Here is a 15,141-nt window from a genome sequence, read left to right as displayed (position 1 = left end):
TCATAGGGCCGGGCTTCCAGCAGCCCCTCCCCCAGCGCCCGGCGAGAAGCGCTCAGCCCCTCCGTCCGCAGCAGCGACAACGGCACCCCCTCCCGCAGCCGCAGCTCCAGCAGGATCCGCTCCACCCGCCGGTCCTCGTCCGAGAGCAGCTCACGCCCGGCGCCCGGCGACTTTCCCGAGGCCAGCGCCGCCGCGTACGCCCCGGGATGCTTCACGTTCCACCACCGCACCCCGCCCACGTGCGAGTGCGCCCCGGGACCGGCTCCCCACCAGTCCGCCCCCCGCCAGTACAGCTCGTTGTGCAGGCACCGGCCCGCCTCCGAGGTCGCCCAGTTGGAGACCTCGTACCAGTCGAACCCGGCCTCCGCGAACACGGAGTCGGCGATCAGATACCGGTCCGCGTGCACGTCGTCGTCGGTCATCGGGACCTCGCCCCGGCGGATGCGACGAGCGAGCTGCGTGCCCTCCTCGACGATCAGCGCGTACGCCGACACATGGTCCGGCCCGGCCCCGATCGCCGCCTCCAGGGACGCCCGCCAGTCGTCGTCGGACTCACCGGGGGTGCCGTAGATCAGGTCCAGGTTCACGTGCGAGAACCCCGCCGCCCTGGCCTCCGCCACGCACGCCTCCGGCCGCCCCGGCGTGTGCGTGCGGTCCAGCACCTTCAGCACGTGCTGCCGCGCGCTCTGCATCCCGAAGGAGACCCGGTTGAAGCCGCCCTCCCGCAGCGCCGACAGGTACGCCGGGTCGACCGACTCCGGGTTCGCCTCGGTGGTGACCTCCGCGTCCTCCGCCAGCCCGAACTCGTCACGGATCGCCGCGAGCATCCGTACGAGGTCCCCGGCGGCCAGCAGGGTCGGTGTACCGCCCCCGACGAACACCGTCCGCACCGGACGCGGGTCGTCGCCCAGCACCTTCCGCGCCAGGCGGATCTCGTCGACCAGCGTGTCCGCGTAGTTGTCGCGGGAGGCCAGCACCCCGCCCGAACCGCGCAGCTCGGTCGCCGTGTAGGTGTTGAAGTCGCAGTAGCCGCAGCGGGTCGCGCAGTACGGGACGTGCAGGTAGAAGCCGAGCGGGCGGTCGGCGGACCCGGCGAGCGCGGACGCGGGGAGCGAGCCGTCGTCGGGGACGGGTTCGCCGTCGGGGAGTGCGGAAGGCATGTCCTCCATTGTCCAGCACCCCGCGGACACCTACTCCGCCTGGAGCACCAGCAGCGCCAGGTCGTCCTCCGGGGGCCGCGCCCCGAACTCGTGCACCAGCCGTTTGATCCGCTCCGCGATCAGTTCGGCGTCCAGCCCCGCGCACCCGGCGAGCGCCTCGGCGAGCCCGTCCTCGTCGTCGAACTGCCGGGGGCCGCTGCGCCGCTCGGTCACCCCGTCGGTGACGCACAGCAGGGTGTCGCCGGGCCGCAGCTCGAAGGTCTCGCTGGTGTACGTCTCGTCCTCGACGACCCCGAGCAGGGTCTGCGGCCGGGCTGCCGTACGGACCTCACCGCCCGCCCCGAGCAGCAGCGGCAGGGGGTGTCCGGCGGAGGCGAGGGTGCAGCGCACTCCGCCGTCGAAGGGCGCCAGCTCGCCGTAGAGGAGGGACAGGAAGCGGGTCTGCGGGCCGTCGCCGGGGTGCGTGGGGCGTCCGCCCGCGGCGGCCAGGGCTCGGGCGGCGGCGTCCGCGGCCTCCGTCGCGTCGTCGAGGAGCAGCTGGTTGAGGCGGTCCAGGACGTCGGCCACGCGGTAGCCCTCGCGGGCCAGCAGCCGGAGCCAGGGCCGCGCGAGGCCGATGACCACGGCCGCCTCGGGCCCCTTGCCCTGGACGTCGCCGACGGCGAAGCACCACCGGCCGTCGCCGGCCGGGAACAGGTCGTAGAAGTCGCCGCTGGGTCCGCCCTTGTCGCACGGCTCGTACACCAGGGCGCTGCGCACCCCGGGGATCTCGGCGACCGCGCCGGGCAGCAGGCCGCGCTGGAGGACCGCGCTGATGGTGGCCTGGCGGGCGTACTGGCGGGCCGCGCCGATGGCGAGCGCGACCCGGCGGCTGAGGTCCTCGACGAGCCCGGTGATCTCGTCGGGGAAGGAGATCAGCCCGGCCCGGCCGATCACCAGGGTGCCCAGCGGGCGGCCGCCGGCAGTGAGGCGGTAGGCGAGCGCGGAGCCGTGCGTGCCGTGCGGGCCCAGCGCCTCACCGGGCCAGGGGAACGGCACGGGCCCGGGGTGCTCCCGCGCCGGCGGGCCCGGCGGCTCCTTCTCCAGCGCCCGGCGCAGGTCCTCGATCCGGTTCTCGGAGCAGTGCCACACCCGGGCCAGCTGGGGCCCGGACGCACCGGCCTCGCCACGGCCCGTCCCGCCCCCGGGCTCACCCGGACGAGGGGACCCCCAGCGGCCGGCGACCTCGTCCTCCAGCCACACCGCGCACCAGTCGGCCAGCCGCGGCACGATGAGCTGTCCGGCGAGCGCGGCGACCAGGTTCTCGTCGAGCTGCCCGGCGAGCAGGTCGGAGGCCTCGGCGAGGAAGGACAGGGCGCCGCGGTTGAGCCAGTCCCGGTCCGGCTCGGCCTGGGGAGCGGGCGGTGCCGGGGCCCGGGACGGGGGTGGTTCCGGGGCGAGTATCCCGGCGACCCGCAGCCCCCGCTCGCGGGCCTTCTCCCCGGTGTACGCCTGGATCCCGTCGAGGGTGTCCTTGCCGCCGGCCGGGAGCTGCGCCCACACGGTCTTGGCGCCGGTGCGGTAGGTGACGCCCCAGGTCTCGGCGAGGGCGGCGACCAGACGCAGTCCGCGCCCGTACTCCGGAGTGCCGAACGCGGGTTCGGTGTCGCTGTCGCGGGGGGCGCGGGAGGGGTGGTGGTCGAGGACCTCGACGACCAGGGCGCCGGTGTCCGCCGCCAGGCGGCAGTCCACCTCGATGTCGGTGCCCGCGTGCACGACGGCGTTGGTGACGAGCTCACTGACCACGACCACGGCGTCGTCGGTCTGCCGGTCGCTGATGAACTCGCTGCCGGGCAGGGCGAGTTCGGCCCACTCGGCGACCGCTTCCCGCAGCAGGGCCCGGGCCGAGCCCGGGGCGGGCGGACCGCCGGGGAGGGTGGCGTGGACGTGCGCCGGAGCGTGCGGGAGCGCACCGCAGTCGGGCGGATCGGACGCACGGGCAGCGGACTCCCGTTGCGCAGGAATGGCCCCCATGTCCGTCTCCCCGAGCAGTTCGCACGAATACACCTCGGTCGATGCGGACAGAGTGACAGACTGGCCACGCCCATAAGCGCCGAGTTACCGAAGTGGGCCGCCATGAGTGAGAACAGTGGTACGCCTGTGCTCGAAGAAGGACAGAACGCCGACCGGATTCGAGCATCGGACCTGCGTCCCCTGCTCGCCGCGATGACCGCCGCCCGGGACGGGGACTTCCGCCGGATGCCGGAGTCCGGGGACGGCATAGTGGCCGAACTGTCGGCCATCTTCAACCAACTGGTGGACCGCGACGTCCACTTCACCGGTGAGGTCAACCGGGTGAAGCGGGAGCTGGTGCGGCACGGGCGGCTCGACGAGCGGCTCTCCCCCAGCCCGGGGCAGGGCACCTGGACCTCGCGGGTCAACGACGTGAACCAGCTCCTCGACGCCCTGGTGGCCCCGGCCGCCAACGCGACCCGGGTCCTGGACGCGGTGGCGGGCGGCGATCTGACCCAGCGGGTCGACCTGCACGACGGCAACCGCCAACTGCGCGGTGATCTGCGGCGGCTCGGCCGGGCCGTGAACAAGATGGTCGACCAGCTCTCCCTGTTCACCGGCGAGGTCACCCGGGTGGCCCGCGAGGTCGGCACCGAGGGCCGGCTCGGCGGGCGGGCCAAGGTGACCGGTCTGTCCGGCAGTTGGCGCGACGTGACCGAGGCGGTCAACACCATGGCCTCCCGGCTGACCGCCCAGGTCCGGGACATCGCCCTGGTGACGACGGCGGTGGCCCGCGGCGACCTGACGCGCACGGTCACCGTCGAGGCGACGGGCGAGCTCCTCGAACTGAAGCTGACCGTGAACACGATGGTCGACCAGCTCTCCGCCTTCGCCGACGAGGTCACCCGCGTGGCCCGCGAGGTGGGTACCGAGGGGCAGTTGGGCGGCCGGGCCCAGGTGCGCGGGGTGTCGGGCGTCTGGAAGGACCTCACCGACAACGTCAACTTCATGGCGTCGAACCTGACCTCGCAGGTGCGGAACATCGCGCAGGTGACGACGGCCGTGGCGAACGGCGACCTCTCCCAGAAGATCACCGTCGACGCGCAGGGGGAGATCCTGGAGCTGAAGTCGACCATCAACACCATGGTCGACCAGCTCTCCGCCTTCGCCGACGAGGTCACCCGCGTGGCCCGCGAGGTGGGCACCGAGGGCAACCTCGGCGGCCGGGCCCAGGTGCGCGGGGTGTCGGGCGTCTGGAAGGACCTCACCGACAACGTCAACTTCATGGCGGACAACCTGACTTCGCAGGTCCGCAACATCGCCCTGGTGTCGACGGCCGTGGCCCAGGGCGACCTCGGCAAGAAGATCACGGTGGAGGCGAAGGGCGAGATCCTGGAGCTGAAGTCCACCATCAACACCATGGTCGACCAGCTCTCCGCCTTCGCCGACGAAGTCACCCGCGTGGCCCGCGAGGTCGGCACCGAGGGCAACCTCGGCGGGCAGGCCCAGGTGCGGGGGGTGTCGGGCGTCTGGAAGGACCTCACCGACAACGTCAACTTCATGGCCCTGAACCTGACCTCGCAGGTCCGCAACATCGCGCAGGTGACGACCGCCGTCGCCAACGGCGACCTGTCGAAGAAGATCACGGTCGACGCGCGCGGCGAGATCCTCGAACTGAAGGACACCGTCAACACGATGGTGGAGCAGCTGCGCGCCTTCGCCGACGAGGTGACCCGCGTGGCCCGCGAGGTCGGCACCGACGGCCGGCTGGGCGGGCGGGCCCAGGTGCTGGGCGTCTCCGGGGTGTGGCGTGATCTGACCGACAACGTCAACTACATGGCGGACAACCTGACTTCCCAGGTCCGCAACATCGCCCAGGTGACGACGGCCGTGGCCAACGGCGACCTCTCCAAGAAGATCGACGTCGACGCGCGCGGCGAGATCCTGGAGCTGAAGACCGCCATCAACACCATGGTCGACACGCTCTCCTCGTTCTCCTCCGAGGTCACCCGGGTGGCCCGTGAGGTGGGCAGCGAAGGCCAACTCGGCGGCCAGGCACGGGTCGAGGGCGTGTACGGCACCTGGAAGCGGCTGACGACCAACGTGAACGAACTGGCGTCGAACCTGACCACCCAGGTCCGCGCGATCGCCGAGGTGGCCTCCGCGGTGGCCCAGGGTGACATGTCCCGCTCGATCACCGTGGAGACGCAAGGAGAGGTCGCCGAGCTCAAGGACAACATCAACCTGATGGTGGCCAACCTCCGCGAGACGACCCGGGCGAAGGACTGGCTGGAGTCCAACCTGGCCCGCCTGGCCGCCCTGATGCAGGGCCACCGGGACCTGATGGAGGTCGCCGACCTCATCCTGCGTGAGCTGACCCCGCTGGTGAACGCCCAGTACGGGGCGTTCTTCCTGGCCGACCCGGACGAGGACGGCGCCTCCCTGCACACGACCGTGCCGGCAAAGGGACTGGCGTTCATCGCCGGCTACGGCTCGGCGCAGGGCGCGACCGTCGACACCGGCGGCATGCCGGTGCACGGTCTGGTCCGGCAGGCGGCCCGCGAGAAGAAGCGGATCCTGGTGGAGGAGGCCCCGCCGGACTACATCAAGATCAACAGTGGTCTGGGCGAGGCGGCTCCGGCGAGCGTCGTCATCATCCCGATCCTCTTCGAGGACAAGCTCCTCGGCGTCATCGAGCTCGCCTCCTTCTCCCGCTTCTCCGACGTCCACCTGGCCTTCTTCGACCAGTTCGTGAACACCATCGGCGTCGCCATCAACACCATCATCGCCAACTCCCGCACCGAGTCCCTGCTCGGCGAGTCGCAGCGCCTGGCCAGGCAGCTCCAGGAGCGTTCGGACGAACTCCAGATGCAGCAGGCTGAGTTGCAGCGCTCCAACGCGGAACTGGAGGAGAAGGCAGCACTGTTGGCCACCTCCTCCCAGTACAAGTCGGAGTTCCTGGCGAACATGTCCCACGAGCTGCGCACCCCGCTGAACTCCCTGCTGATCCTGGCGAGGCTGCTGTCCGACAACCCGGACGGCCATCTCTCCGACCAGGAGGTCCAGTTCGCGACGACGATCCACCGCTCGGGGTCCGACCTCCTGCAACTGATCAACGACATCCTGGACCTCTCGAAGATCGAGGCCGGCCGGATGGACGTACGCCCGAAGAAGCTGCCGCTCATCAAACTGCTCGACTACGTCCACGCCACGTTCCGCCCGCTCACCCTGGACCGCGGGCTCGCCTTCGAGGTGGCGGTCGGCGAGGACGTGCCGCGCGAGATGTACTCGGACGAGCAGCGCCTCCAGCAGATCCTGCGCAACCTGCTCTCCAACGCGATCAAGTTCACCGCCAACGGCCGGGTGGAGCTGCGCGTGAACCGCGTCAAGGACCCCGAGCACCGATGGGGGTCCTCCCACCCGGGCGAAGGCGAGGGTGGCGGAGTCCGCGACAGCGAGGACGTGGTCGCCTTCGCCGTCTCCGACACCGGCATCGGCATCGCGCGGGAGAAACTCCCGGTGATCTTCGAGGCGTTCCAGCAGGCCGACGGCACGACCAACCGCAAGTACGGCGGCACGGGACTCGGCCTGTCCATCAGCCGCGAGATCGCGGGCCTGCTGGGCGGCCGGATCGTCGCCGAGAGCGAACCCGGCAAGGGCTCCACCTTCACGCTCTACGTCCCGGTCGTCAGCCCCGGCCATGCCGCGACCGGCCCGACCACCGAGGACCACCCCCGGCCGGCCCCGGCGGACCTGTCCACCGAGCCGTACCCGACCGCCCACGACGCCGAGGACTCGTGGCCGGCACCCACCAGGCTGGAGGCGTGGAAGTCGGGCCGGGCGGGCCAGGTGCTGTCCGGCAGGCGGGTGCTGATCGTCGACGACGACATCCGCAACGTCTTCGCCCTCACCCATGTGCTGGGCCGCGTCGGCATGCCGGTCCTGTACGCGGAGAACGGCCGCGAGGGCATCGAGACCCTGGAGCGCAACCCGGACGTCGAACTCGTCCTGATGGACATCATGATGCCGGAGATGGACGGCTACGAGACCATCGCCGCCATCCGCCGCACCCCGCGCTGGACCGGGCTGCCCATCGTCGCGCTCACCGCGAAGGCGATGCCGGGGGACCGGGAGAAGTCGATCGCGCGCGGCGCCAACGACTACGTACCCAAGCCGGTGGACGTCGACCAGCTCCTGACCGTCGTGTGCGCGCTCCTGGACCCCGAGGGCGCTCCGACGCGGGAGGGGGCCGGCGCCGAGGAGGCGGTGGTACCGCCCACCGACGACTGAATGAGGCAGTCACATGAACGCTGAGGCGAGGACCGACGACAGTGCCGGCATCCTCCTGGTCGACGACATGGAGGACAACCTGATCGCACTGGAGGCGGTCCTGGGGTCCCTCAACGAACCGCTCGTCCGCGCCCGTTCCGGCGAGGAGGCGATGAAGGCCCTGCTCCGCCGCCGGTTCGCGCTGGTGCTCCTGGACGTCCGCATGCCCGGCATGGACGGCTTCGAGACGGCGGCCAACATCAAACGCCTGGACCAGACGAAGGACGTCCCGATCATCTTCCTCACGGGCACGGACGACGACTCGGGGTTCGCCTTCCGCGGCTACGCGACAGGCGCCGCCGACTACCTGACCAAGCCGTTCGATCCCTGGGTGCTACGAGCGAAGGTCAGCGTCTTCCTGGACCTGCACAGAAAGAACCAGCAGTTGGAACGCCTGCTGGCGCGGCAACGGTCGGACTACGAGGAAGTGAGCAGACAACTGGCGGAACTGGAGCAGGAGTTGGCGGATCCGCTGCGCGTCAGGATCAAGGAACTCCGGCAGCTTCTGGAGAAACGGTGAGGTGTTCCACCCAGGGGCGCGGGGAACTGCGCGACCAGCCACGACGCACCGCCGGTCGCACACGCTCCCCAGCCACCCCTTACGCCTCCCGGGACCCCGCGTACATCTCCTCGATGAGGTGCTTGTACTCCCGCTCCACGACCGGCCGCTTCAGCTTCAGGCTCGGCGTGATCTCACCGTGCTCCACGTCGAGATCCCGCGGCAGCAGGCGGAACTTCTTGATCGTCTGCCACCGCTGAAGCCCCTCGTTGAGCTGCTTCACGTACCCCTCCACCATGGCCACGGTGGCGGGCGCGGCGACGACCTCCGCGTACGACTTCCCTTCGAGCCCGTTCTCCTTGGCCCACTCCAGGATCGAGACCTCGTCCAGCGCGATCAGCGCCGTGCAGAAGTTGCGGTCCGCCCCGTGCACCAGGATGTTCGACACGTACGGGCAGACCGCCTTGAACTGCCCCTCGACCTCGGCGGGGGCGATGTACTTGCCGCCGGACGTCTTGATGAGGTCCTTCTTGCGGTCGGTGATCCGCAGGTAGCCGTCGGGCGAGAGCTCCCCGATGTCCCCGGTGTGGAACCAGCCGTCGGCCTCCAGGACCTCGGCGGTCTTCTCCGGCAGCCCGTGGTAGCCCTCCATGATCCCGGGGCCCCGCAGCAGGATCTCCCCGTCGTCCGCGATGCGGACCTCCGTGCCGGGCAGCGGCTTGCCGACCGTGCCGGTGCGGTAGGCCTCGCCCGGGTTCACGAAGGAGGCCGCGGAGGACTCGGTCAGGCCGTAGCCCTCCAGGATGTGGATGCCGGCGCCGGCGAAGAAGTAGCCGATCTCGGGCGCCAGGGCGGCCGAGCCGGAGACGCACGCCCGCAGGTTCCCGCCGAACGCCTCCCGGATCTTCGCGAAGACCAGCGTGTCGGCCACCTTGTGCTTGGCGCTCAGCCCGAAGGGCGCGGAGGCGACCCCGGTGCGCCGGAAGTTGTCCTGGGTGGCCTTGGCGTACTCGCGGCCCACCTCGGCGGCCCACTGGAAGATCTTGTACTTCGCCCCGCCGCCCGCACGGGCCTTCGCGGCGACGCCGTTGTAGACCTTCTCGAAGATGCGCGGGACGGCCGCCATGTACGTCGGCTGCACGACCGGCAGATTCTCGATGATCTTGTCGACGCGGCCGTCGACGGCGGTGACGTGGCCGACCTCGATCTGCCCGGAGGTGAGCACCTTGCCGAAGACGTGCGCCAGCGGCAGCCACAGGTACTGCACGTCGTCCGGGCCGACCAGTCCGGTCGCGGCGATGGCCTTCGCCATGTACGCCCAGTTGTCGTGCGGCAGCCGCACACCCTTGGGGCGGCCGGTGGTGCCGGAGGTGTAGATGAGGGTGGCGAGCTGGTCCTTGGTGATCGCGCCGACCCGCTCCTTGATCAGGTCGGGGTCCTTCTCCAGACGGGCGGCGCCACGGGCCTCCAGCTCGGCGAGGGTGAGCACGAAGTCACTGGTCTCGACACCGGCCGGGTCGATCACCACGACGTTCGTCAGCGCGGGCAGCTCGCCGCGCTTCTCGACGGCCTTGGCGAGCTGGGCCGCGTCCTCCGCGATCAGCACCCGGCTCTCGGAGTCGGAGAGGATGAACGCCGACTCGTCGGCGTTGGTCTGCGGGTAGATCGTGGTTGTGGCGGCGCCGGCGCACATGATGCCGAGGTCCGCGAGGATCCAGTCGATCCGGGTGGAGGAGGCGAGGGCGACCCGCTGCTCGGGCTGCACTCCCAGCTCGATCAGACCGGCCGCGATGGCGTGCACCCGCTCCGCGGCCTGCGCCCAGCTGAGCGACTTCCACTCGTCCGGGCCCTGGCCGGAGGCCGCCGGCACCGGGTAGCGGTACGCCTCGGCGTCGGGTGTGCTCGCAACGCGCTCCAGGAAGAGGGTCGCCACACTCGGCGGGCGGTTCTCGATCAGTGTCTGTGTGTCGCTCACGACGTCCTCCGGGCCCGCGACAGTGCGGCTGGCTCTCAGGTTTGCGGCTGTTGTTTAACTCGCGAGTAACTATCGAGCAGAGATCAGAGTAAAGCGCGACCGACCGGTTGGTAAGGGGCGGCGGCCTGTCACTTCCTACAGAGCGCGACGTTACGCACGCGTAGGGGCCCGTCGCACTTTCGCACGACGGGCCCCCTTCCGTCCGATTCAGCTGGCAACCGGCTGTAACCCGCGGTTACTTCTTGCCCTTGCCCGATCCCGCGCTGTCATCGCTGGAGAGCACCGCGATGAAGGCCTCCTGCGGAACCTCCACGGAACCCACCATCTTCATCCGCTTCTTGCCTTCCTTCTGCTTCTCCAGCAGCTTCCGCTTCCGGGAGATGTCACCGCCGTAGCACTTGGCGAGGACGTCCTTGCGGATGGCGCGGATGGTCTCGCGGGCGATGACCCGGGAGCCGATGGCGGCCTGGATGGGCACCTCGAAGGCCTGCCGCGGGATGAGCTCGCGCAGCTTGGCGACGAGCCGCACACCGTAGGCGTAGGCCGCGTCCTTGTGGGTGATCGCGGAGAAGGCGTCCACCTTGTCGCCGTGCAGCAGGATGTCCACCTTGACCAGAGAGGACGTCTGCTCGCCGGTGGGCTCGTAGTCCAGCGAGGCGTAACCGCGCGTCTTCGACTTCAGCTGGTCGAAGAAGTCGAAGACGATCTCCGCGAGCGGCAGCGTGTAGCGGATCTCGACCCGGTCCTCGGACAGGTAGTCCATGCCGAGCAGGGTGCCGCGCCGGGTCTGGCACAGCTCCATGATCGAGCCGATGAACTCGGTCGGGGCGAGGATCGTGGCGCGTACGACGGGCTCGTACACCTCGTTGATCTTGCCCTCGGGGAACTCGCTCGGGTTGGTGACGGTGTGCTCGGTGCCGTCCTCCATCACGACCCGGTAGACCACGTTGGGCGCGGTCGCGATCAGGTCGAGCCCGAACTCGCGCTCCAGGCGCTCACGGATCACGTCGAGGTGGAGCAGGCCGAGGAAGCCGACACGGAAACCGAAGCCGAGCGCGGCGGAGGTCTCCGGCTCGTAGACGAGGGCGGCGTCGTTGAGCTGGAGCTTGTCGAGGGCCTCGCGCAGCTCCGGGTAGTCGGAGCCGTCCAGCGGATACAGGCCGGAGAAGACCATCGGCTTCGGGTCCTTGTACCCGCCGAGCGCCTCCGTGGCCCCCTTCTGCTGGCTGGTGACGGTGTCGCCGACCTTGGACTGGCGGACGTCCTTCACGCCGGTGATGAGGTAGCCCACCTCACCGACGCCGAGGCCGTCGGCGCCCAGCATCTCGGGCGAGTTCGTCCCGATCTCCAGCAGCTCGTGGGTGGCGCCGGTCGACATCATCTTGATGCGCTCGCGCTTGTTGAGCTGGCCGTCGATGACACGGACGTACGTCACGACACCGCGGTAGGAGTCGTAGACCGAGTCGAAGATCATCGCGCGGGCGGGGGCGTCGGCGACACCGACCGGAGCCGGGACGTCCTTGACGACCCGGTCGAGGAGCGCGTCGACGCCGAGTCCGGTCTTGGCGGAGACCTTGAGCACGTCGGACGGGTCGCAGCCGACGAGGTTCGCGAGTTCCTCGGCGAACTTCTCGGGCTGCGCGGCCGGCAGGTCGATCTTGTTGAGCACCGGGATGATCGTGAGGTCGTTCTCCATCGCCAGGTACAGGTTGGCGAGAGTCTGGGCCTCGATCCCCTGGGCGGCGTCCACGAGGAGAACGGTGCCCTCGCACGCGGCGAGCGACCGCGACACCTCGTAGGTGAAGTCGACGTGCCCCGGGGTGTCGATCATGTTGAGGATGTGCGTGGTGCTCTTGTCGCCGGTGGGGGCCCACGGCAGACGCACCGCCTGCGACTTGATCGTGATTCCGCGCTCACGCTCGATGTCCATGCGGTCGAGGTACTGAGCACGCATCTGGCGCTGCTCGACCACACCGGTGAGCTGGAGCATCCGGTCGGCGAGCGTGGACTTGCCGTGGTCGATGTGCGCGATGATGCAGAAGTTGCGGATCAGAGCCGGGTCGGTACGGCTCGGCTCGGGCACGTGGCTGGGGATCGCGGGCACGCAGGGTCCTGATTCTTGAGGCGTCCGCAGTGTCTGCGGTCTCGGGTCGGATCGATACGTAGCCTCCATGGTCCCACGGGCGGGGACCGGCGACCGGTTTGGGCCACTCGCGGGGCCACTGGTAGCCTGGGTGGCTGTGTCTCATGCCCTCTCAGCGCGAGGCACACCTTCAAGAAATCACCCGGTACGGAAAGCCGGGGACCTCCTGTCCGGAATCCCCCTGGCCCCGTGCCTGAACCTGTAGAGGCTCATTCGTGGCGAACATCAAGTCCCAGATCAAGCGGATCAAGACCAACGAGAAGGCCCGGCTGCGCAACAAGGCCGTCAAGTCCTCCCTGAAGACCGCGATCCGCAAGGCCCGCGAGGCCGCTGCCGCGGGTGACGTCGAGAAGGCCACCGAGTACCAGCGCGCTGCTGCGCGTGCGCTCGACAAGGCCGTCTCCAAGGGCGTCATCCACAAGAACCAGGCCGCCAACAAGAAGTCGGCGCTTGCTTCGAAGGTCGCGGGCCTCTAAGCCTGTCTTTCTCTGATCTGAGCGGTCCCGTTCCACGGGGCCGAGCCGCCGGAAGGACCCAGAGCGGGCCCTCTCTCATCCGCTCCCGACCGGCACCCCAGGAGCCACGCGCGGCCTGCGTTCGCCACGCGGGCGTGGTCTCCGCAAGCTTGAACCGAGGCCCCGGTGCCCTCGCCCTTCCCCAGGACGACGGCACCGGGGCCTTCGGCATTCAGTCGGCCCAGAACTCGTTGTTCTTGTCGATGTCCTCGACACACTCGTCGAGATCGGTGACCTTGTCCCCTACGATCCGGAAGACGATGCATCCGGTGTCGTCCAGACGACGGCCCTTGCGCTCGGCGGTGAACCGGCACATCCCTACGGCGTGCCCCCGCCCGTCGACCGCGATCCCCAGCATCTCGAGCCGCATCGACCCCTGGGTCTCCTGGCCGAGCCGCTGATACATGTCGATGATCGCGTCCTGCCCCTTGAAGTCCCCGGAGAGCGGGTGACTGCCGGGCACGTGATGCGTCGCGTCCTTCGCGATCAGTTCCCGCAGCGTGTCGAGATCCCCACGGGTGAACGCCTCGAACCCCTTGCGAACGAGCACTGCATGCGGATGCTCAGCCATGACGACCGCCACCTCTCCGTTGTCCGGCGATGTTCGGCTGACATGTCCGATTCTCCTCGGGGTCTCCCACGGGGTCCAGCCATGGCACGGGCCGCAGGCACCCGGGGGCGGGGCCAAAAGCGCGGTCCGGAGGGCCGGACGACCTCACCCGGCCCTCCGGACCACGCTCCTAGCCCCGCCCCCGGGACCGAGCCGCACGGGCGATCGCCACCACGGCCTTCTCCAGGGCGTACTCGGGATCGTCCCCGCCGCCCTTCACCCCCGCGTCCGCCTCGGCCACCGCCCGCAACGCGAACGCGACCCCGTCCGGCGTCCACCCCCGCATCTGCTGCCGCACCCGATCGATCTTCCACGGCGGCATGCCCAGCTCACGGGCCAGATCGGCGGGGCGCCCGCCCCGGGCCGACGACAGCTTCCCGATCGCCCGCACGCCCTGCGCCAGCGCACTGGTGATCATGACCGGCGCGACCCCCGTCGCCAGCGACCACCGCAGCGCCTCCAGCGCCTCCGCGGCCCGCCCCTCCACGGCCCGGTCGGCGACGGTGAAGCTGGAGGCCTCGGCCCGCCCGGTGTAGTACCGCCCCACGACGGCCTCGTCGATCGTCCCCTCGACGTCGGCGACCAACTGGGACACGGCAGACGCCAGCTCCCGCAGATCGCTCCCGATCGCGTCGACCAGCGCCTGGCACGCCTCGGGTGTGGCGGACCGCCCGGTCGCCCGGAACTCCTGGCGCACGAACGCCAGCCGGTCCGCCGGCTTGGTCATCTTCGGGCAGGCGACCTCTCGCGCCCCCGCCTTCCGGGCGGCGTCGAGCAGCGCCTTGCCCTTCGCTCCCCCCGCGTGCAGCAGCACCAGGGTGATCTCCTCGGCGGGCGCCCCGAGATACGCCTTCACGTCCTTGACGGTGTCGGCGGACAGGTCCTGCGCGTTGCGCACGACCACGACCTTGCGCTCCGCGAACAACGACGGGCTGGTCAGCTCCGCGAGCGTCCCCGGCTGCAACTGGTCCGGAGTCAGGTCCCGCACGTCCGTGTCCGCGTCAGCGGCCCGAGCGGCGGCGACCACCTCCTGCACGGCCCGGTCGAGCAGCAGCTCCTCCTGTCCCACGGCAAGGGTGACGGAGGCGAGGAGGTCGTCATGAGCAGTCTTCTTGGCCATCGCGTACAGCATGGCACGGGGCACTGACAGCGTGGTGGCCACGGGCGCCGGCTGGGGTGGTCAGGCAGCCGCGCCGCCCCTCCCTCCGCCCTCGGCGGTCGTTCGCGAGCCTCACGGCTCCTCCCGCCACCCGTCCCACTCCCCCACGAAGTCCTCCAGCTCCGCCGCGTCCAACCGCCCCGCCTCGTCCCGCAGCACCACCAGCCACTGCGCGTCCTCCGCGTCGTCCTCACCCGCCAACGCGTCCCGCACGACCTGCGGCTCCTCATCCACCCCGAAACGCTCCGACAGCGCCTCGACGACCTCCTCCGCGGCATCCCGATCAGGCAGCACCAGTACGTGTCTCACATCGCTCACGGCACCATTTTCCAGGCCGGACGCTCCGTACCGCTCCCGGTCCCCCTGGGGCCCGGCACCCGGACCGGCTCAACCGCGACGGCCGCCGTCCCGCACCGTCGGCACCCGGTCGAGCTCGACGCCGAACTTCTCCCGGTACACCCCCAGCACCTCCTCGTCCGTCTCCAACTCCCTTTCCTCCCGCGCCCCGTCGGCGGTCGTCGTCTTGAGGACCCGCCCGCTGAGCGTGATCCGCCCGCCGTCCTCCGTCACCCTCGAACACACCAGGGACTGGGTGAAGTGCGAGGCCGGCGAGGTGCTGTGCCACCAGGCCCCGGCCGCGAAGTCACCGAGCACCCGGGGCCGCACCTCCAGCCGGTACTGGCTCCTGCCGCCCACGACGACATCCAGGTCCACGGCGTCACCCCCTCCCTTCGTCACCGAACCGTCCCCGCCCCGCAC

Annotated in this window: 11 protein-coding genes; 3 read left to right on the top strand and 8 right to left on the bottom strand. The window is 70.3% G+C overall.

The window, feature by feature from the left end; all coding sequences use genetic code 11:
* Together hemW and AOJ26_RS32025 are read right to left on the bottom strand one after the other, a co-directional pair.
* Nucleotides 1–1,160, bottom strand: a 1,160-nt coding sequence (gene hemW / locus AOJ26_RS32030; protein WP_053851869.1) for a radical SAM family heme chaperone HemW, incomplete at its 3' end; no start/stop codon positions are given.
* 30 nt (nucleotides 1,161–1,190) lie between these two features.
* Nucleotides 1,191–3,173 carry an ATP-binding SpoIIE family protein phosphatase gene (locus AOJ26_RS32025; RefSeq protein ID WP_179200352.1) on the bottom strand — a complete coding sequence of 661 codons (1,983 nt, stop codon included), beginning with the start codon at nucleotides 3,171–3,173 and terminating at the stop codon, nucleotides 1,191–1,193.
* A gap of 102 nt (nucleotides 3,174–3,275) precedes the next feature.
* Between AOJ26_RS32025 and AOJ26_RS32020 the strand changes: the two genes are divergently transcribed.
* Together AOJ26_RS32020 and AOJ26_RS32015 are read left to right on the top strand one after the other, a co-directional pair.
* Nucleotides 3,276–7,442 (top strand): HAMP domain-containing protein, encoded by a 4,167-nt coding sequence (locus AOJ26_RS32020; RefSeq protein ID WP_179200353.1) that lies wholly within the window; start codon nucleotides 3,276–3,278, stop codon nucleotides 7,440–7,442.
* Nucleotides 7,443–7,455: 13 nt separating this feature from the next.
* The gene (locus AOJ26_RS32015) at nucleotides 7,456–8,001 is read left to right on the top strand and encodes a response regulator (protein WP_053851864.1); all 546 of its coding nucleotides are present in this window, start codon (nucleotides 7,456–7,458) and stop codon (nucleotides 7,999–8,001) included.
* 79 nt (nucleotides 8,002–8,080) lie between these two features.
* On the opposite strand, the gene AOJ26_RS32010 is transcribed toward AOJ26_RS32015, so the two are convergent.
* On the bottom strand, nucleotides 8,081–9,955 hold the full coding sequence (locus AOJ26_RS32010; RefSeq protein WP_053851863.1) for an AMP-dependent synthetase/ligase: 1,875 nt from the start codon (nucleotides 9,953–9,955) through the stop codon (nucleotides 8,081–8,083).
* 235 nt (nucleotides 9,956–10,190) lie between these two features.
* On the bottom strand, nucleotides 10,191–12,059 hold the full coding sequence (gene lepA / locus AOJ26_RS32005) for a translation elongation factor 4 (protein WP_053851862.1): 1,869 nt from the start codon (nucleotides 12,057–12,059) through the stop codon (nucleotides 10,191–10,193).
* A gap of 254 nt (nucleotides 12,060–12,313) precedes the next feature.
* Here lepA and rpsT point away from each other — a divergent pair, with 254 nt between their 5' ends.
* The gene (rpsT, locus tag AOJ26_RS32000) at nucleotides 12,314–12,574 is read left to right on the top strand and encodes a 30S ribosomal protein S20 (protein WP_007381959.1); all 261 of its coding nucleotides are present in this window, start codon (nucleotides 12,314–12,316) and stop codon (nucleotides 12,572–12,574) included.
* A 211-nt stretch (nucleotides 12,575–12,785) separates the two neighbouring features.
* Here the strand turns inward: rpsT and AOJ26_RS31995 are convergent, their stop codons facing one another.
* The 4 genes from AOJ26_RS31995 to AOJ26_RS31980 form a co-directional block, all read right to left on the bottom strand.
* Entirely contained in the window at nucleotides 12,786–13,184 is a 399-nt protein-coding gene (locus AOJ26_RS31995) for a nuclear transport factor 2 family protein (RefSeq protein WP_053851867.1), read from the bottom strand.
* A gap of 169 nt (nucleotides 13,185–13,353) precedes the next feature.
* Entirely contained in the window at nucleotides 13,354–14,343 is a 990-nt protein-coding gene (gene holA / locus AOJ26_RS31990) for a DNA polymerase III subunit delta (protein ID WP_179200354.1), read from the bottom strand.
* A gap of 111 nt (nucleotides 14,344–14,454) precedes the next feature.
* Complete coding sequence (locus tag AOJ26_RS31985; RefSeq protein WP_053851861.1) at nucleotides 14,455–14,700, bottom strand: hypothetical protein; 246 nt, start codon at nucleotides 14,698–14,700, stop codon at nucleotides 14,455–14,457.
* A 69-nt stretch (nucleotides 14,701–14,769) separates the two neighbouring features.
* Nucleotides 14,770–15,141 (bottom strand): arylamine N-acetyltransferase (locus tag AOJ26_RS31980; RefSeq protein ID WP_143663607.1); only part of this gene is annotated, 372 nt, incomplete at its 5' end.

This window comes from Streptomyces sp. NRRL B-24085, from assembly GCF_001282115.1.
Taxonomy (GTDB): Bacteria; Actinomycetota; Actinomycetes; order Streptomycetales; family Streptomycetaceae; genus Streptomyces.
The sequence above is the reverse complement of the archived record's forward strand: the minus strand, read 5'-3'. Positions and strand labels throughout refer to the sequence as shown.

Excerpts from the sequence above, each read along its gene's own strand:
- AOJ26_RS32020 (WP_179200353.1), top strand. The coding sequence starts at position 3,276 with ATGAGTGAGAACAGTGGTACGCCTGTGCTCGAAGAAGGACAGAACGCC.
- AOJ26_RS32015 (WP_053851864.1), top strand. The coding sequence starts at position 7,456 with ATGAACGCTGAGGCGAGGACCGACGACAGTGCCGGCATCCTCCTGGTC.
- AOJ26_RS32025 (WP_179200352.1), bottom strand. The coding sequence starts at position 3,173 with ATGGGGGCCATTCCTGCGCAACGGGAGTCCGCTGCCCGTGCGTCCGAT.
- holA (WP_179200354.1), bottom strand. The coding sequence starts at position 14,343 with ATGGCCAAGAAGACTGCTCATGACGACCTCCTCGCCTCCGTCACCCTT.
- AOJ26_RS31995 (WP_053851867.1), bottom strand. The coding sequence starts at position 13,184 with ATGGCTGAGCATCCGCATGCAGTGCTCGTTCGCAAGGGGTTCGAGGCG.